Raw genomic sequence first — 17,558 nt, 5'->3', positions numbered from 1 at the left:
TATCACCACTCGACGTCCAAGCAGCCAGTTCTGCTCACTATGAGTCTGTCATGTAAACCAAAACGTGACATCATAGCAACCATGGTGCGTTAGATGGTTTACTGTATCGGCTGAAAGTCTATGGTAAATTTGGAGTAAAAACTGCCGTGCAAATTTGGTAGAACAAAAATAGATACTCAGGAGCCTATAGAATGCTAAACAGGCAAGTCAGGCAAATCTATCCTCAACAGGATAAAGATACCCAAACGGTGGTATTTAGTGATTATTCTCACTTTCCGAACATTGTTCTGCTGGGTGATCCTGGTGCTGGAAAAACACACCTCTTCAAACAGTTTGCGACATTACAAGAGGCAAAATATCTGACAGTACGTCATTTTTTAAGTGGCGTTCCGATTGATAATCAGAAAACGTTATTCATCGATGCATTAGATGAGAAAAGGAGTGCCAGTAGCAGTAGTGATGTTGTAGATGACATCGTCCGTAGGCTTTTTTCCCAAGCTCCACAAAATGTCAGAATTTCTTGTCGCTCTCAGGATTGGTTAGGCGAATCAGACTTGTCAGCATTTTTACCCTATTTTGAGCAGACGGGAGGCTATGTTGTTTTACATTTGCAGTCGCTCTCAAAAGAAGAGCAGACTGTGATTCTACAAGCTAATGGTGTAGAACACCCTGAAGCGTTTCTGGCTGAAGCAGAAAAACATGCCGCCAGCGAATTTCTTTACAACCCACAAAATCTGCTAATGCTGGCTGAAGCAGTTAAAAAAGGAAATTGGCCCCGTACAAGGTCTGAACTTTTCCACTCTGCGACACAGTTCCTTTTAACTGAACATAGCCAAGAGCATACGCGGCTAACTTCAGGAAGTTATACCTGCGACGAATTAGAGTATCCTGCTGGATCAATTTGCGCGTTGTGCATATTGAGTGATGTTTCCGGGGTTTCTCTGCTTCCGAACGATATCCGACCAGAATACCCCAGTTACAGAACCATCTCGTTCTACTCACATGAAATAATTAGAGCGGCGTTATCGAGGCGGGTTTTTTCTGCCGAAGATGAGCTTGAGACTGTTGGGTACAGCCACAGGACAATTGCTGAGTATTTAGCGGCAAAATGGTTAGCCGGGATCGTTGACAAAGGGCTACCCATGGGACGTTTGAGAAGTATGCTGGGATTTGAGGGATATCCGTCTTCAGAATTGAGAGGTTTACACGCATGGCTAGCGGTCTTTTTACCACAATACGCCCCAGTCTTCATTGAAGCTGATCCTTACGGCGTTCTGACCTATGGCGATGCAGCTTCATTACCGACAGTGGAAAAACAAAATTTACTGGTGGCGTTGTCAAAACTTTCAGAACGTGATCCCTGGTTTAGAAATCACGGTCTCAATTCATATCTGAATGGCTTTGTGACAGTAGAAATGGAAACTCTGTTGCGACAGATAGTCCGTGATCCTCATTCGTCATTTTCTCTGCGTATGATCGTTTTGGAATCCTTATCGGTAACAACACCGATAGTCGCACTGAGTGATGACTTAATTAATATTGCAAAATCGAAGGATTCCTCGTATGCGGAAAAAGAGGAAGCAATAACGGCATTAATCCATTTTGGAGTGTCAGGTCAGAAATCTTCGGTACGCTTTTTTGCGGAATTAAAAGACAAAAATCACGATAGCATTCGGTTGCGTAACCATATTATTCAGTTGCTCTATCAAGATTACTTTGCACCGCAGGATATAGCACAATTGCTGGTTGATACATTAAATATAACCAACGAACGATTACCGATAGGATCATTATGGCGACTGAATGATATTGTACCGACAGCTGATCTGCTCGCTATCTTTGAGCATCTCGATCGGTACCACACCGCTCACAGTAATGACTGGTATTCTTCAGCTAAAAATCACTCTGAGATTGTACATTTTCTGGAAGCTGGATTATTGCAGATACTAAGCAAGAAGAGTGGTTACAGCGCATCTCAGATATGGTTGTGCCTAAAAGTGTTCTATAGCTACTCCCATAATCACCGCTATCGCAGTTATGATAATGTGCAGAAATCTATCGTTCAAGAGATAAAAAATCGTAGCTGGCAATATGAAGATATTATAGACGCCGCCATTATCTCATTTACACGCTATGATACTCGATACTTGTTCTTACATGAATTTTCTGCAAGCACCTTCCATCTTGTTCCTGATGAGCTTTTGCTGGCTCGTTTTATCCACTATTTATCCCATGCCCAAAGTGATTCAGAAAAAGTCGAATGTATTTATCGACTTGCATTTGCAACTCTTTATCGTTGTGACACGCCCCCCAAAGATACGTTTGATTTACTTTCTGCGTATTGCCATTCAAATGAGCAGTTACTTACTGTGTTTGACACTTCCATCATCTGCGAAATTGACGATTGGCGAATAAAGCAGAACCTCAGCCGAATAGAAAATAAGAAAAAACAGGAAAAGGTTCGTTGTGAAGATAGACTCAATTTTGAGTTATGTCGTCAAGAAATTGTGTCGGGCCAACATTTGGAGTGGCTCAAACATATTTCCTATATTTACTATTCTAAATACAGCGATGTTGATGACAAATTGACGCCAGTGCAGCGCTGTGCAGACATATTAGGTGCCGAAAACGTCACTGATTCGATATCCGGTCTTTTAGCGATTTTAAATCGTTCAGATCTGCCCACAATTGACGAGGTGAATTGTGCTTTGTTGAAGAGGGAGTATTACGAATGGTGGTATGCGGTACTGGCAGGAAGCGATGAGTTATTTAAAAAAAATCCTGATGTTACACAATGGAACGAAGATTTGTTAACAACGCTATTGGCGCTGGATGTGATATTAGCACTTTTCACTAAAGACAATAATGTTATAAGTAATTATTCATTACCGTGGAAAAAGGATGTAATACTTTACAAAACAGCATTTTTCATCAAAACCTATTACCACATTATCAATTTCTGCATGAATAATCAGCTGCAAGATATCCGTGCACTTAACTATCTGTTAAATGATACCTGCATTCGAATCGAATATGCCGTCCCTTTAGTTATGAGACTAGCTAAAGAGCACCCTGATGATGTTCTCCATTTACAAAACCTGGTTGAGTGGTTGTTAGCGTATCCTGAAAGTCATGCAGAGTTGTTGCAGCTATCTGAGTTGATGATAGCGCAACCCTCAAAACTTAATAAGACAAGTTATCAAATCTGGCTGGTATATGCTTATTTATTCGCTCCAGACCAGTGTCAGGATCTATTTTCATCTGAATCAAAATCCGCGCCGGAAATGATAGCGATTATTCGTCAACTATCTGGTAAGGCGAAAAGAGGCCGTGGGAGTAGTGAGCAGCGTTTATCACTAACACAATTGGAAGCGATCATCACTGTCTCTGCTACTCATTTTCCTAATGCAGATCGAGTTGCAAGTAACGACTCTAACTCAGCAAACAATTGGGAGTATGCTGATTTTATCAAAAGATTGATTGATGACGTATCTTCTTTTTCCTCATACGATGCTGGTGAAGTATTTAAACGTTTATTATTACTACCAGAATGTACAAGTTATCGGGATTATCTCTTGCACGCTCAAAGCAACCAGAAGGTGCGGTATCGGGAATCACAGTTTCAACACACTAACTGGAAGCAAGCGTTGAATACGCTGAAAAATCAGTCCCCAGCTAATGTAATGGATCTCTATGCGCTATTGTTAGATCATTTGCGGGATATCGCTAACCGAATTACTTTTGAAAATACCGATATTTATAAACAGTTCTGGAATGAGAATGGCAATGGTCAAATTTTAGTGCCTAAGCCTGAAGAGAGCTGTCGGAATTTTTTTCTGGAGCTGCTTAGAGCACGACTCCATCCGTTACAAATAACCTGTGAGCCTGAAGGCCACATGGTTTCGGGTAAAAGGGCTGATATCATCATCTCACTTCCAGGAATAAAGATCCCCATTGAGATAAAGCGTGATTATCACCGCGACGTCTGGAGCGCGCTTAACGAGCAGCTGGACCAACTTTATACTACCAATCCCGATGCCGCAGGCTACGGCATCTATCTGGTCTTCTGGTTTGGTGCTTCTCGACCAAACGCTATCCCTCGCCCGGCGAAAGACACGCCACCCCCAGTAAACGGCACGACAATGGAGGAGATTCTTAATGAAGCTGTGCCAATGGTTAAGCGAGACCGCCTGTCTGCGATAGTAATTGACGTATCAGGTGAGGCTAATTCGACTGTTGTAACGCACAAATCATCTAAGTAAGGAAAGTGAATCATGATTACAAAAGAACTTGTAGATGAAAGTCTCAATATTCACCGACTGGTTGACTGTGGTGATTTTGACCTGGCATACCAGCAATCTGTTGTATTCCTGGAAAAACTGAGAAAAATAACGGTCAAGGGTGAAAATTATTTTATAGTGCTGGGGAATGTGGCTGGCGGTCTTGTTGATATTGGCCAAATGAGCAACCACAAAAATGCAGCAGAGCTTGGTTTTAAGCTGATGGATGATAACAAGGAAGCATTAGCACATGTACAAGGAGAGAGCCATTTTTATTATAATTATGCTAATTCTTTGTCTAATTTGATAACTGTCAATAACCCTCATGATCATACCTTTCAATCAATAGAAGAACTCGTTTCGTTAAAAAACATCTATTGGCGAGCCTTCAACCTCTCTTCACAGGAGAGCGAAGAATTCCAGGCAGAACTGTCAGTTAATCTGGCCAATTCACTAAGAAGTCAATTTAGGATCAGTGAAGCACTGAGATATTATGACCTCACTAATCGCAAGGGATTAGATATACCACAGTCCTGGGTTAATCGTTCTGCTGCGCTCATTGAGCTAAACCTTGTTTCATCTTCATACTCCATTAAGCAATTAAAGGAGATACGAAAAGGGTATATTAATGCATCTATTTCCAAAAAAATCCCTCCACAATGGGAATCATTTTATCTTGGGCGTATAGCACAAACGAACGATAAAATAGAAAAATGTGTATCAGCAGACGGCGAAACGGACGAGCATGATGACATGCTCACGCAACAGGAGTTTGACGCATTGGGTGCATACAGGCAATTCTGCCTAATAAATCATCTGACGCTGTCCGAGCACGGTCTTTATTGCCCCTGTGTGGGGAGTGCCACCGATAATCTTGTCATCTCTTCTTCTGGTGTAACCGGTGATTTTATCATTCCAATGGAGATGGCATTAAACCGCTTTAAATCGGAGTTTTCACTTGCCCGCCATCTCTATTTTGAATACCTTTATCCTCAGGATACGGATGAAATTAAAGAAGAATGTCATTTTTTAGAGTTACATAATGACGAGATCTTAGGCATTGATATTGAGAAGATCAGAACGGCATTTCGTCTCTGCTTTGGTATTCTCGATAAGATTGCGGTATGTATCTGTGAACTTCACAAAGTTTATCCACCTGCAAAGAAGGGCGGGTTACAGAAAAATATCTATTTTCAAAGCTTCTGGCAGTTAGATGTTGATAACAGAAGACAACGGTTTGAAGATATAAAGTCACCTGGACTTTTAGCATTGTATAGCATTGCTACTGACCTGAATAAAAATAAAGGTGGCGAATTGTCTTTTTATAAAGAGTGGCGCAATGGTCTAGAACATAAATTTTTGGTGGTACACAAAAGTGATAAAGCAGAAGATCTTTACCAGTCTTATAAATTGATTAAAGATATTCTTTTTATCAAAGAGGATGAGTTTATTCACCATTTCGGTCAGCTAATTCAGATAACCCGTTCAGCAATATTTTCATTTGCTTTTATGGTTAGACATGAAGGTAAGAAACAAAAAAAAGAGAATATTCCTTATATTACCAATAAACTCCATATGAAAAGGTATTCTTCAGAACCTAAGTAAAAGGCAGCAAACGAAGCGCTATGTAAACACCCCTCAAAAACTACCCATCCACTATTAGAGAGTCTTTGACACTCCAACTTCCGCTCCTTGCACAGAGCAGACCGTCAGAACTCTTTGGACACCATCTCGCTTCGAGCCGACTTTTAGATGCTTGTTCTGGATACCCGTCTTTTGCAGGGAACCTCGTGGCACGATCAGCGCTTGAAGCGAAGTTTTTAAACCTGTTTTACGTAACGAGCAACTATTGGTGGTCATTCTGGTGGTCTTGACACAAAAGGAATTCAGGTTTAGCTTACTTATTAGCCAGTTATTGGCAAAGGCGATCCCAGTCAGAGGAGCCACATTCAGAAAAGCCCGCTCAGGGAAACCTGAGCGGGCTTTTTGCTTTTCATAAAAAAGTATCCGTAAAATGCTGGCGCTGAACATCAACCCGGCACAGCAGCGAGCCGCTGCACGTGGCTCACGCACGCGGAGACCATGTTGAAAACAGGGACGCTGGAGTGGCATAAAAGTAATAAAAAATAGTCACAGAACTGAAAACCCGTCACGTTATCGACCTGCTGAAAGGTATCGGGAAAAAAGGTTTACTTGAAGTGATTGCTAAACCTTAAATCAGTAATTGGCGCGTGGGAAAATTTAGTTCCAGGGAAATGGCTAATTTTCAGGCCAGGAGGCTTCACGGTATTGCTGAGTTGTATGAGAGTGTCGCGTCAGCACGTTCTGTCGCCCTCAGCCCAGCGCTTGATATCACTCACTTTTGGCGACCTGATGCCCGTACTCAAGATATTCTTGGTTGTGTACAGGCTGATCTTAGCTTTATCACCATCATCACTTTCTATCTGAATGAGCATGTTGTTGATCAACAGTCCTTCTGAAAGCAGCTTTTGAGTGATCTCACCTTCTTTACTCTCACCGTCAAACTCGCTTAATACGATGACCGGGTTTCCTGAATATGACTCATATTCCAGACACTGCCTTGCCATGTGCCTCAGGGTTCGATAAGTATCGGAGGACCCCGTCTTGCTAATGAAACTGCCGTCTAAGGAGGATTTGCTGTTTTTCAAATCGCTGACGGTTATGGCGCATCCACTAAGTGACAGAGAAAATAATAGTGTAGCCAGGGCTAAATATTTCAATTTATGCTCCATTATTCTGGTCAATGTCCTGAGCATGATTGGGACTAATATTGCGTTATCTTTCAGACGGAATGGTGATTGGGGATATCAACAATCACCATCAGCCCACCTTCTGCAGACGTACTGAGTAAAACACTGCTGTGATGTTGCTGCGCAACCGCTTTGACTATGGCAAGCCCCAATCCACTCCCGCTTTGTATCTGATTGGGATCACGAAAAAATCTGTCGAACACCCGCTCCCTCAGTTCAACCAGGATCCCGGGCCCCGCATCTGAGATACGCAATTGAATGGATTTTTCTAACGATCGTACCTCTACTTCAACCCGCCCGCCCTCAGGGCTGTACTTCACAGCATTTTCAATTAAGTTGTCGATCAGCGACATCAGGCGTTCCCTGACACCTGTCATCCAGACTTCATCATGAGAATAGAATTCAAGCTCAACACGGCTCTCTGCAGCCAGCGGTGCCAACTCAGCCATTCGCTCTTGTATCAGCGTCGTCAGCGCCACAGGCTCCATCACAGTGTCAATGCGCGCTTCACTGTGCATCAGCAGCAGCAACTGATTGACGAGGCGAGCAGCACGGCTGTTGCTACGAATAATCCCTGCAAGCAATTCCTGTTGCCTGACGTTGCTGACATCGGACTGCAAAGCCTCAACGTTGACTCGCATGGCAGCCAGGGGAGTACGCAACTCGTGAGCGGCATCGGCAATGAAAGTCCGTTCCCGTTCAGTGCTTTCTCGTACCCTGGCAAGGAAGATATTAATCGCGTCCACTATCTGGCGAAGCTCCTTGTGCTTTGGCACGGCTTTTAAGGGAGAAAGATCGTCGGGTGTTCGTAAGGAAACTTCATTTGCCACCTTGTTCCAGGGACGCATTGCAATACGGATTGACAGCCACGCTGGAAACAGAAGAAAAGGGATGCAGACCAGCAACGGTAATATGTAGTATCCGCGCGAGTTCAAATATATGAAGAAATTCCAACCGCCAGCAGGAGTGAGCAGTGTCACCTCTGTGTCGGCGTTCCCGGACTTCAGAGTACGGCTAGTCCAGGTGCGGCCGTTACTCTGCACACGCTGAATCATCCCATAAGCGGTGTTTGTCACTCCTGATGGAGCGCCGGCAGAGGAATAAATGATCTCTTTATTCTTCCGGACGATTAGGCTGATCGACATTTTGGGGTCTTCACCTCCGCCATAGCCTTCCCGTAATGCCTTGCTGAACGTTTCCAGCACAGCGGTGAGATCGTGCGGGCGATCCGCCATACGATCCACCAGTGTCAGAATGGTTTCATAGGTTTTGTTGCCTGATAGCATTGGAGGGCTGCGCAGGTTGTCCCATAAAATGTAGGTGAGAAAAACACACCACAGCAGCGTGAGTAAGAGCATCTGGGCGATCATCATTCGCCGTACGAGCGTTGGAACTCGCAGATAGCGCCAAAAATTACGCATCACCCTGCCCCCTTCTGAAGGGATACGGTGTCAATGACAAACCCCACCCCTCTCACTGTTCGCACATAGCCGTCACCGATTTTGCGACGCAAATTTCCCATATGGACATCGAGCGCATTACTCATATTTTCTTTTGCACCGAAGATCCTTTCTTCCAGAAAACGACGGGTCAGAACACGGTCAGAACGCAACATTAACGTTTCAAGCAGCGCGTATTCACTTGCCGTTAAATCAACATGACCTTCGCGCACTGTCACGCGACGAGTCGGCACATGGAGAGACAGTCCTCGAATCTCTATGACCTCATTCTGAAAACCGTAACTGCGCCGCACAAGTGCTCTCACCCTGGCCAATAACTCAGCGAGAACAAAAGGTTTGACGAGATAGTCATCTGCACCGGCATCCAGCCCGGTCAGGCGATCTTGCAGAGTGCCCCGGGCAGTCAGGATGATGACGGGGATCCCCTTGAGCTGCTGACGCAGACGCGCCATCAGGCTCATGCCATCACCATCGGGCAGGCCGAGGTCGAGCAATACAAGTTCTGGCACGCACAGATCGAGTTGATGCAGAGCATCCACTTTACGGCGAACCCATATGACATCTAATCCCTGGTCTGTAAGGGCAATACGTACGCCATTACCCAGATCGATGTCGTCTTCGATGAGGAGAATTTTCACAATAGTTACTTTATCAACAGTGAATGAAGAACGTCTGAAGAAATAAACGGTGTCAGTAAATCTATCAGCTTTGCAGAACGGGTACGTACTTCAGTGTTTCTTCATTTTTGGCTCATGAGAACTTCAGGGTCAGCATTCAGACTGAGCGTTCTGGCGTTTAAAACCGCTTGTATCGTAGTCAGTTGAACCCACAAGGACTTCCTTAATGAAAAACATCGAACTGAGTCATAAGTTCCCTTATTCACTCTCGCGGCATACCCTGAAAAAATTACTGTCAGGATTGGTCCTCGCGTTACTGGCAACCCCCATACTGGCTGCAGAACAGAACCAGGGCAACGAGTTGACCCTGGGAGGAGGCGTGGATGTTGCGCCACGTTATTCTGGTTCGGATGAAAGCCGGGTCACGACGGCCCTGGTGATTGATTACGCTATGGAAAATGGTTTTTTTGTCAGCTCCACGCGGGGTATCGGTTACGGTAACAACATCGGCAAGTTTGATTACAGCGCTGCGCTGAGTTATCGCGCAGGCAGAAAGGATCGTGACGTGGACAGCGACTCGCTCAGCTACGGTAGCGACGACTTGCGAGGTATGGGTGACGTTAAGGGCTCAGCTATCGGTTTGCCTGGCCTGGGATACGAGGTGACCGACTGGCTTAATGTGCAATTGCAGGCTGAGGTGCCGGTTTCTCAGCGAAGCAATGGTGAGGCACTGCATTTCAGCATTATCAGCCCGCTCTATACGTCATCGGAAAACGCTGTGACGCTGGCGCTGACCAGTAGCTGGGGGACCAGCAAGTACATGCAGACCTACTACGGGGTAAGTGCATCACAGTCGGCCGCATCGGGGTTTACCCGCTATGATGCCAGGTCTGGAATTTATGCTTATTCACTGAATATGGACTGGACGCACAAGCTTAATCAAGACTGGAGCGTCATTGCCGCAGCAGGTTTTACGCAGTTGGCTGGTGATGCGCGAAATAGTCCCATTGTTCAACGAAAAACGTCGCCCACTGGCAGCCTGAAGGTGACATATAGCTTCTGATCGTGGTTCGGCGCGTGCTTCTGGTTAGCTTGTGGCTATGCACTGTCAATAAATACAAATCTGCCCCGCCCCAGTTCAGATGATGGGGCACTACTCAACTCAGCGTCAGCCCCTATTTTCATCCGGCATACCTTTTAATCCCGGAAGGCCGGTAAAGGCTGCCTGCTCCTGCCAATGATTCTGAGTAAAGTAAAGCACAAGGAAAATCTTAACAGAGGCTTATCCAAGTGGCCTTGTAACCGACATCGGTCTGCTGAATTACGCGCTTCCCGGTTCGGCGATCGCCTGCCCTGTCATTGACGACTCAGGTAGCGTGCTGACCTCCTCCAGTTCTCTGATTCGGGCAGGCCGATAGCAAAGAAACGGGTGACAGCGAAAAATGGGGAACGGATAACGACGAATCATGTTTCACCGGCATGTCGAAGGCTCAACTCCCGTGTTAAAAACAGATGTGGTTAATTACTAACATCATCAAATTAAGTTTGATTTTTATTTTTTTCACCGTTATAACGCTATCGTATCCGGTAGCCTTTTTTAACTTTCATTGCTTTCTGTAGAGCGTAAAATTGTGCATACTGGCCTTTTAATATCAGCCCGTGCTGATATATCGATTCCTATTATCCTTTATATCTGGTAAAGACAATAAATGAAAAAAAACCTCGGATTGTGGTTCGCTGTCATATTGGTCACTTCATCTTTTATTGCGAATGCAGAAACCTTTGAACGCTTAGATCTCAATAAAGACAGAACCAGCCTTCAGTATGCCAGTCAGATCAAGTCGGTCGCTAAAGTTATTGAGGGTTATAAGTGGCTTGGTCAAACACCTGAAATGAATGGCGGGGTGGTTTTTGAAGCTTACGACAATCCTGACTTCGGTAAAAACGATCAGATTTCCGGTAGTTCCATCATGGTCAAAGCTATTTTTTACACTCATCAATCTGTCAGTAAAGAAGCGATTATGGTTGCACGTCAAAGTGAAATTGCTGGGTTTGTCGAACTTTATGGTTACGACTCTCCCGAACTCCAGTTACACATCAGAGTGCTCAACGATAATACGTTTCAGGCTTTTTCAAGCGTAGATGACTATAAGGAAAAAGATAAATTATTTAATTATAAAAAAGTCAAAGAGTTTAATAAAAGCCCTTACGGCGAAAGATTAAAATCGGCCAGCGATAGCGGCGTGATTTTTTAACAGACATTTCCCCCATCGGATATCACGAAAGTCTGCCTGTAAGGGCCGTCTTATTTATGCCTCTGTTGTCTTCCCCCCCGTTAAGCCACGGCGATGACTGTCTTCCGCTTGCTGCCTGTTTATGGATTAACGGAAATGCTAAACTCGGTGCCGGGGTTGATACCCGGCAACAATACGGATGCCCGCGGGCATAGTTGACTTCAGATACAGACACCGTCTGGATATGGCAGGGCACTATCGTGAATGAGACAGACTTTACCTTATGCAGTCTTCCTATGCTTTACTCGCGCAATAAAAACAGGACGTACCACGAACGAATAACCTGCTCGCTGACCGCGCTGCTGACGTTCATGAAAGCTAACGAGCTGTTCGCGAAAGATCCTTTCAATGAAGACGGAAGTTTAAATAAAGCGTTTGAGTTAAAACAATCTGAAGTCACCCCGGAGGGCGTGGAAATGTTCAGGAAGGTCGTCCCGGGCTGGTTTACTTATTTAGACAAAGGGGGAACCGTTGATAACCTGTCCCGCCTGGAAAAAGGCCTGGAGAAAATCAGAAATCCCGCCTGAAATAGCCCGGTGGCAGATGCCGAAACGGTTTTAACACCGGCATGCTGCTGACACCAGGCGCGGCTACTTTTTTCAGGGACGCGTCACAAACGTCGTCCCTCCTTTTATCCCCCCCTCAGCCTTTCGTCCCACCTGCCCCGCATGCGCCCCGTCACAAAACCGGTAATCCATGTTTTCGTCTGTAACGAACCGGGTGAACAGCTTCCCCCCTGTTAATGGCCTGTTAAAGCTTGTCTGGCATGATGGTTAAAACCCATTGATGCGCCAGACGCATGAATCGATGAGTTTATTGCGCTTATTTACGCTATTTTTCTGATCCAGTCTGCAGCAACAGGCGCGGTAAAAGCGTCAACGACAAACTGGAGATAACCATGCATTCCTCTCACGCCCCCATGACCACCGGGGCAAGAATTAGCGCCATCTTGCGCGTGACCTCTGGCAATTTTCTTGAGCAGTTCGATTTTTTCCTGTTCGGATTTTATGCCACCTACATTGCCCATACCTTCTTTCCGGCCAGCAGTGAGTTTGCCTCATTAATGATGACCTTCGCGGTCTTTGGGGCAGGCTTTCTGATGCGTCCGATTGGCGCCATCGTGCTGGGGGCCTACATCGATAAAGTCGGCAGGCGTAAAGGACTGATTGTGACCCTGTCGATTATGGCCGCAGGCACCTTCCTGATTGTGCTCATTCCTTCCTATCAGGCGATTGGGCTCTGGGCACCGCTGCTGGTGCTGGCGGGCCGCCTGCTGCAGGGCTTCTCGGCGGGCGCAGAGCTGGGGGGCGTCTCCGTCTACCTGGCGGAAATTGCCACGCCGGGCCGCAAGGGCTTTTACACCAGCTGGCAATCCGGCAGTCAGCAGGTGGCGATTATGGTCGCCGCGGCCATGGGCTTTGGCCTCAATATGCTGATGGAAGAGAGTGCCATTCGCGATTGGGGCTGGCGTCTGCCTTTCCTGTTTGGCTGCCTGATTGTGCCCTTTATCTTTATCCTGCGCCGTAAGCTGGAAGAGACCGAAGAGTTCACCCGCCGCCGCAACCCTCTGGCAATGCGCGAGGTGTTTACCACCCTGTTAGCGAACTGGCAGGTGGTAATAGCCGGTATGCTGATGGTCGCCATGACCACCACCGCGTTCTATCTGATCACCGTTTATGCCCCCACCTTCGGTAAGAAGGTCCTGATGCTCAGCGCCCCGGACAGCCTGCTGGTCACGCTGCTGGTGGCAGTATCGAACTTCCTCTGGCTGCCGGTCGGGGGCGCTCTGTCAGACCGCTTTGGCCGCAAACCGGTGCTGGTGACCATGGCGCTGCTGGCCCTGGTTACCGCCTATCCGGCGCTTCACCTGCTTGCTCAGGCCCCCAGTTTTTCGATGATGCTGGCGGTGCTGCTCTGGCTCTCCTTCCTTTATGGTCTGTATAACGGTGCCATGATCCCGGCGCTGACGGAAATTATGCCGGTGGAAGTGCGAGTGGCCGGTTTCTCACTGGCTTACAGTCTGGCCACCGCCGTGTTTGGCGGATTTACCCCGGTCATCTCCACCGCGCTGATTGAGTACACCGGCGATAAGGCCTCACCGGGCTACTGGATGAGCTTTGCCGCCGTCTGTGCCTTACTGGCAACGCTTTATCTGTACCGCCGCATCGGGTTATCACTGCAAACCGCAGGTTAAAACAGGGACGCTATCATGCAAAAATTTTATTGTTTACTCCCGGCTACGCTGCTGCTGTTTTCCGTCAGCCCGCGCGTACCGGCCGAAGAAGTGACCGTGATGATTTCAGGGGGTTTTAAAGCAGCACTGGAAAAACTGGCCCCGCAGTATGAAGCCAGCAGCGGCGACACGATCAGGCTGGTTCCCGGCCCCTCGATGGGGAACAGCCCACAGGCGATCCCGTCGCGGCTGGCGCGGGGGGAAAAGGCCGACGTGGTGATCATGGTCGGTGACGCGCTGACTCATCTGGCACAGGATAACCGGCTGCAACCCGGTTCCCGCGTAGAGCTGGCTGACTCACCGGTTGGCATGGTCGTCAGACAGGGGGACCCTGAACCTGATATCAACAACGCGGCGGCACTTCGTCATACCCTGTTGCAGGCCAGGTCGGTGGCGTATTCAGACAGCGCCAGCGGCCGCTATGTCAGCGGCCAGCTGTTTAAAAAACTGGGTATTGAAGACGAAATGAAGCACAAAGCGCAGATGATTGAGCGCATTCCGGTAGCGTCCGAAGTGGCCAGAGGGAAATATACGCTCGGTTTTCAGCAGGTCAGTGAGCTGCTCCCTGTTGCGGGCGTCACCTTTATTGGCAAGCTGCCGGCCGATCTGCAGTACGTGACCCGCTTTGCCGGTGCGGTCACCGCGAAAGCAGATCACCCGCGGGAAGGAAAAGCGCTACTGGCTTTTTTATCTTCTGCTTCGGCACAAAACGTTATACAGGCCACCGGCATGGTCACGGTCAGCGCTGAACAGCCTGTTACGCCGCGTGATACTGTTCGGTGATCAACTTTTCCAGTTCGGCAGCAAGGTAAGACTGCATCCGTCCGCTGCGTCTGATCAGCCCCACCGTCCGCCTGACCACCGGGTCAGTCAGCGGTACGGATGTCAGGAGCGAATATTCTGACGAGGGCATCGACATCGCCGGGACGGCAGCAATACCGACCCCCGCTTCAACCATGCCCAGCATGGTGGTGACGTGGCGGGTTTCGCAGATACTGGGACGCTCAGGGATGATGTGTTCCAGCATCTGATCGAGCAGGTTACGGTTGCCGGAGGACTTATCCAGCCCCACATAATCCTGCTGATAGAATTCCCGCCACGTCAGGCTTTTTCTGCTGGCGATGGGACCATCGCGCCGGCAGGCCGCCACGTAGACATCCCCCACCAGCGGCAGAAAGTCGATATTGGGTTGCAGACTGCGCGCAAAACAGAGGCCGAAGTCCGCCTCTCCGCTGGCAACGGCTTCGATAACATTCCCTGCGCTGCTGTCAATAATCCTGACGCGTACCTGCGGGTAGCGCGCCTGAAAACGGCGGATCACATCGGGCATAAAATAGTACGCCGCCGAGGGCACCGTGGCGACGGTAACCAGCCCGACGCGTTCCTGACTGACCTTAGTGATATCCCCTAATAGCGACTCCACATTGAACAGCAGCTGATCGGAACGCGCCGCGAAGGTCTGGCCGTAGAGCGTCAGCGTCACGCGCCGGGTGGTTCTGTCGAACAGCCGGATGCCCAGCGCAGACTCCAGCTTCTCAATCCTGCGGCTCAGTGCCGACTGAGACAGGCAGATGGACTCGGCTGCAAGGCGAAAATTACCGTATTCAACCAGTGCGCGGAAGGCGTAGAGATCGTTGAGATCAAAATTGACGGGCATAGCGACAGATAATCCTTTCAGCGTCGGCAGAGGGTAAACAAAAAGACACGCTGCCTGAGCTTACCGATTAGCCCGCGACGGGTAAAGGCCATCCCGGCAGACGGCGCGAAATGGCCTGCACCTGCAGCTCCTTGCCCTGTCCTGATCGCCACGGCCTGTTTAAGGAAAAATCCCGCGACGGAGACCGCGCCTTACAGCGGCATTCTGTACTGGATCACGCCGGGTTTCTCTGCCACCCGGTCGTACAGCCGCTGGGCCGTGGCGTTCTTTTCCTGGGTGTGCCAGTAAAACCTGTCGCACTGCCGCGCACGGGCCTGTTGCTGAACATATTCAATCAGCTGTTTTCCCGTCTCTCTGCCGCGACAGTGGGGCGCAACAAACAGGTCTTCAAGATAGCAGTACTCGCTGACCGCCCAGGTGGAGGGATGAAACAGGTAGTGAGCAAACCCGATAACGGTTTCCCCCTCCCGGGCAACGGCACAAAAAATGGCGCTGTCGGCGTCAAAAAAACGCTGCCAGGCAGCCGCCGTGGCGTCTTCAGATAACTGAACTTCGTAGAAAGCCTGATAACTCAGCCAGTACGGCAGCCACTGTGCGTAATCCTTCTGTTGAACAGGCATAACGTTCACCGCTGCACTTTCTCTATTTTTATCAATCATTTAATTACCCCTCATCGTTAAGAAGATGCAAGAGTAACGCGCCCAGTGGTATCCTGTAAGATACACTTTGTTGAAATATTATGGATCCACTTTGCGCCCAGAAAAGAACGTTGCCAGCTTCCCGGGCCTGTTGCTTAAAAAAGGGAAAATTAAAGAACAGTTCTATCAGGTGATTAAAGAGATGATCCTGACCGGCGAGCTTAAAGCCGGGCGGAAGCTGCCCTCCAGCAGAACGTTTTCTGAAATGATGGCCATTTCAAGGAACTCCGTGCTGTCGGGTCTGGAACGCCTCAGCGATGAGGGCTATCTGACAACCCGGCAGGGCGCGGGCACCTTTGTTGCGCCGGTCATTCCTGATGAGATGATCCACACGGCGGCTGTGGCCCCCTCCCCCCAGGCGGCGCGGGAAAAAAGTCGCCCCCGGCTGGATCCGCAGACGCAGGTGATGAAGCAGCTGTGGGACGCGACGCTGCCCCACTCCGGACAAAACCTGACGTTTAATATCGGTATCGGCTGCACGGACTTATTCCCTTATGCGCTGTGGGGGCGGCTGTCCGGCCGCCTCTGGCGGCAGTATCGCCAGCTGGACGGCCGCCACAATGAGGTGATGGGCTACCGACCGTTGAGACGGGCCCTCTGCGACTATGTCCGCACCACGCGGGGCCTGAACTGCACAGAGGAACAGATCCTGATTGTCAGTGGAACCCAGCAGGCGATGAATCTGGCCGCGCAGGTGCTGTTACAGAAGGGCGATGAAGTCTGGCTCGATGAACCGGGATACGACGGTGCCCTGGGGGCGTTTACCTCCATGGGGGCGGTCATCCGCCCGGTGAGCGGCGATAAACAGGGAATGGACATCGCCAGCGGCATCCGCCAGTGGCCGGGGGCGAAAATGATTTTCACCTCCCCTTCCCATCAGTTTCCGCTGGGCGGAACCCTGAGTCTGTCACGAAGAATGGCGCTGCTGGAGTGGGCCGCAGAGCGTGACGCGTGGATCTTCGAGGATGATTACAACAGTGAGTTTCGCTATGCCGCCCAGCCAATCCAGGCCCTGCAGGGGCTGGATCAGCACCAGCGGGTGATCTACGCCGGAACCTTCTCCAAAATGATGTTCCCGGGGTTTCATCTGGGTTTCCTGGTGGTGCCTGAACACCTGGTGGAGCCCTTTAAAATCGCGAAGTACTATGCGGACACGCGGACGGCTTATCTGGATCAAACCCTTCTCGCCACCTTTATCGCTGAGGGGCATTATGCCCGCCACGTCAGGCGCGTAAGGAAAGCCTGCCATGAACGCCAGAGGGTGATGACAGAAGCCATCCGCTTATATCTTCCCGACATTTTCAGCGTAGAACCTGCGGATTCCGGCATTCATCTTGTCTGCTGGCTGGCGGAGCACCTTGACGAAGCCGTTATCCTTGCGCACTGTCGTCAGGCGGGTTTGGGCGCGCAACCCCTTGCACGCTACTGCCAGACCCGACCGGAAAAGCAGGCGATCCTGTTCGGCTTTGCCGCACATACACCGGCGGAGATCGTTGACGGGATCAGGAAACTGGCCCGGCAGCTGGCCAGAAAATAACCCCCACAAGG

At 48.9% G+C, this 17,558-nt stretch carries 13 protein-coding genes and 1 pseudogene; 9 read left to right on the top strand and 5 right to left on the bottom strand.

Annotated features, from left to right (window positions below; translation table 11 throughout):
* Window positions 1–191 precede the first annotated feature (191 nt).
* The 3 genes and pseudogenes from K6L24_RS08225 to K6L24_RS22290 form a co-directional block, all read left to right on the top strand.
* Window positions 192–4,262, top strand: coding sequence for an NACHT domain-containing protein (locus tag K6L24_RS08225; protein ID WP_222682163.1), 4,071 nt, complete (start codon window positions 192–194; stop codon window positions 4,260–4,262).
* Between the two features lie 12 nt (window positions 4,263–4,274).
* Window positions 4,275–5,885 (top strand): LA2681 family HEPN domain-containing protein, encoded by a 1,611-nt coding sequence (locus K6L24_RS08220; RefSeq protein WP_222682162.1) that lies wholly within the window; start codon window positions 4,275–4,277, stop codon window positions 5,883–5,885.
* Window positions 5,886–6,279: 394 nt separating this feature from the next.
* Window positions 6,280–6,490 (top strand): annotated as a pseudogene (locus K6L24_RS22290) (integrase); the annotation flags it as partial.
* A gap of 105 nt (window positions 6,491–6,595) precedes the next feature.
* Here the strand turns inward: K6L24_RS22290 and K6L24_RS08210 are convergent.
* Genes K6L24_RS08210 through K6L24_RS08200 form a run of 3 tightly spaced genes read right to left on the bottom strand, consistent with a single transcriptional unit; the run spans window position 6,596 to window position 9,149 of the window.
* The gene (locus K6L24_RS08210; RefSeq protein ID WP_222682161.1) at window positions 6,596–7,033 is read right to left on the bottom strand and encodes a hypothetical protein; all 438 of its coding nucleotides are present in this window, start codon (window positions 7,031–7,033) and stop codon (window positions 6,596–6,598) included.
* Between the two features lie 50 nt (window positions 7,034–7,083).
* Window positions 7,084–8,472 carry a sensor histidine kinase gene (locus tag K6L24_RS08205; protein ID WP_222682160.1) on the bottom strand — a complete coding sequence of 463 codons (1,389 nt, stop codon included), beginning with the start codon at window positions 8,470–8,472 and terminating at the stop codon, window positions 7,084–7,086.
* Window positions 8,472–9,149: a response regulator gene (locus K6L24_RS08200; protein WP_062742699.1), complete on the bottom strand. Its 678-nt coding sequence runs from the start codon at window positions 9,147–9,149 to the stop codon at window positions 8,472–8,474. The genes K6L24_RS08205 and K6L24_RS08200 overlap by 1 nt, the downstream gene beginning before the upstream one ends.
* A gap of 205 nt (window positions 9,150–9,354) precedes the next feature.
* Here K6L24_RS08200 and K6L24_RS08195 point away from each other — a divergent pair, with 205 nt between their 5' ends.
* From K6L24_RS08195 to K6L24_RS08175, 5 genes are all read left to right on the top strand, one after another.
* Complete coding sequence (locus K6L24_RS08195; protein ID WP_222682159.1) at window positions 9,355–10,191, top strand: MipA/OmpV family protein; 837 nt, start codon at window positions 9,355–9,357, stop codon at window positions 10,189–10,191.
* A 646-nt stretch (window positions 10,192–10,837) separates the two neighbouring features.
* On the top strand, window positions 10,838–11,383 hold the full coding sequence (locus tag K6L24_RS08190) for a hypothetical protein (RefSeq protein ID WP_222682158.1): 546 nt from the start codon (window positions 10,838–10,840) through the stop codon (window positions 11,381–11,383).
* A 239-nt stretch (window positions 11,384–11,622) separates the two neighbouring features.
* Window positions 11,623–11,949 (top strand): hypothetical protein, encoded by a 327-nt coding sequence (locus K6L24_RS08185; protein ID WP_222682157.1) that lies wholly within the window; start codon window positions 11,623–11,625, stop codon window positions 11,947–11,949.
* A 371-nt stretch (window positions 11,950–12,320) separates the two neighbouring features.
* Complete coding sequence (gene tcuC, locus K6L24_RS08180) at window positions 12,321–13,616, top strand: MFS transporter (RefSeq protein ID WP_118663819.1); 1,296 nt, start codon at window positions 12,321–12,323, stop codon at window positions 13,614–13,616.
* A gap of 15 nt (window positions 13,617–13,631) precedes the next feature.
* The gene (locus K6L24_RS08175; protein ID WP_222682156.1) at window positions 13,632–14,438 is read left to right on the top strand and encodes a substrate-binding domain-containing protein; all 807 of its coding nucleotides are present in this window, start codon (window positions 13,632–13,634) and stop codon (window positions 14,436–14,438) included.
* Here K6L24_RS08175 and psrA read toward each other — a convergent pair.
* Both psrA and K6L24_RS08165 read right to left on the bottom strand, forming a co-directional pair.
* A complete protein-coding gene (gene psrA, locus K6L24_RS08170) occupies window positions 14,413–15,312 on the bottom strand; it encodes an L-proline-binding transcription factor PsrA (protein WP_062742705.1) in 900 nt (299 codons plus the stop codon). The genes K6L24_RS08175 and psrA overlap by 26 nt on opposite strands.
* Before the next feature lie 191 nt (window positions 15,313–15,503).
* Complete coding sequence (locus K6L24_RS08165; RefSeq protein WP_222682155.1) at window positions 15,504–15,971, bottom strand: GNAT family N-acetyltransferase; 468 nt, start codon at window positions 15,969–15,971, stop codon at window positions 15,504–15,506.
* Between the two features lie 91 nt (window positions 15,972–16,062).
* On the opposite strand from K6L24_RS08165, the gene pdxR reads away from it, so the two are divergent.
* Window positions 16,063–17,547 carry a MocR-like pyridoxine biosynthesis transcription factor PdxR gene (pdxR, locus tag K6L24_RS08160; RefSeq protein WP_222682154.1) on the top strand — a complete coding sequence of 495 codons (1,485 nt, stop codon included), beginning with the start codon at window positions 16,063–16,065 and terminating at the stop codon, window positions 17,545–17,547.
* The last annotated feature ends 11 nt before the right edge of the window (window positions 17,548–17,558 follow it).

This window comes from Erwinia persicina (assembly GCF_019844095.1).
Classification (GTDB): Bacteria; Pseudomonadota; Gammaproteobacteria; order Enterobacterales; family Enterobacteriaceae; genus Erwinia; species Erwinia persicina.
Note: the sequence above shows the minus strand (reverse complement) of the source record. Positions and strands in the feature narration are given on the sequence as shown.

What these genes read in the sequence shown, in the direction of transcription:
- K6L24_RS08225 (WP_222682163.1), top strand. Translation starts at nt 192, where the DNA reads ATGCTAAACAGGCAAGTCAGGCAAATCTATCCTCAACAGGATAAAGAT.
- K6L24_RS08220 (WP_222682162.1), top strand. Translation starts at nt 4,275, where the DNA reads ATGATTACAAAAGAACTTGTAGATGAAAGTCTCAATATTCACCGACTG.
- K6L24_RS08210 (WP_222682161.1), bottom strand. Translation starts at nt 7,033, where the DNA reads ATGGAGCATAAATTGAAATATTTAGCCCTGGCTACACTATTATTTTCT.
- K6L24_RS08205 (WP_222682160.1), bottom strand. Translation starts at nt 8,472, where the DNA reads ATGCGTAATTTTTGGCGCTATCTGCGAGTTCCAACGCTCGTACGGCGA.
- K6L24_RS08195 (WP_222682159.1), top strand. Translation starts at nt 9,355, where the DNA reads ATGAAAAACATCGAACTGAGTCATAAGTTCCCTTATTCACTCTCGCGG.
- K6L24_RS08190 (WP_222682158.1), top strand. Translation starts at nt 10,838, where the DNA reads ATGAAAAAAAACCTCGGATTGTGGTTCGCTGTCATATTGGTCACTTCA.
- tcuC (WP_118663819.1), top strand. Translation starts at nt 12,321, where the DNA reads ATGCATTCCTCTCACGCCCCCATGACCACCGGGGCAAGAATTAGCGCC.
- K6L24_RS08175 (WP_222682156.1), top strand. Translation starts at nt 13,632, where the DNA reads ATGCAAAAATTTTATTGTTTACTCCCGGCTACGCTGCTGCTGTTTTCC.
- psrA (WP_062742705.1), bottom strand. Translation starts at nt 15,312, where the DNA reads ATGCCCGTCAATTTTGATCTCAACGATCTCTACGCCTTCCGCGCACTG.
- K6L24_RS08165 (WP_222682155.1), bottom strand. Translation starts at nt 15,971, where the DNA reads ATGATTGATAAAAATAGAGAAAGTGCAGCGGTGAACGTTATGCCTGTT.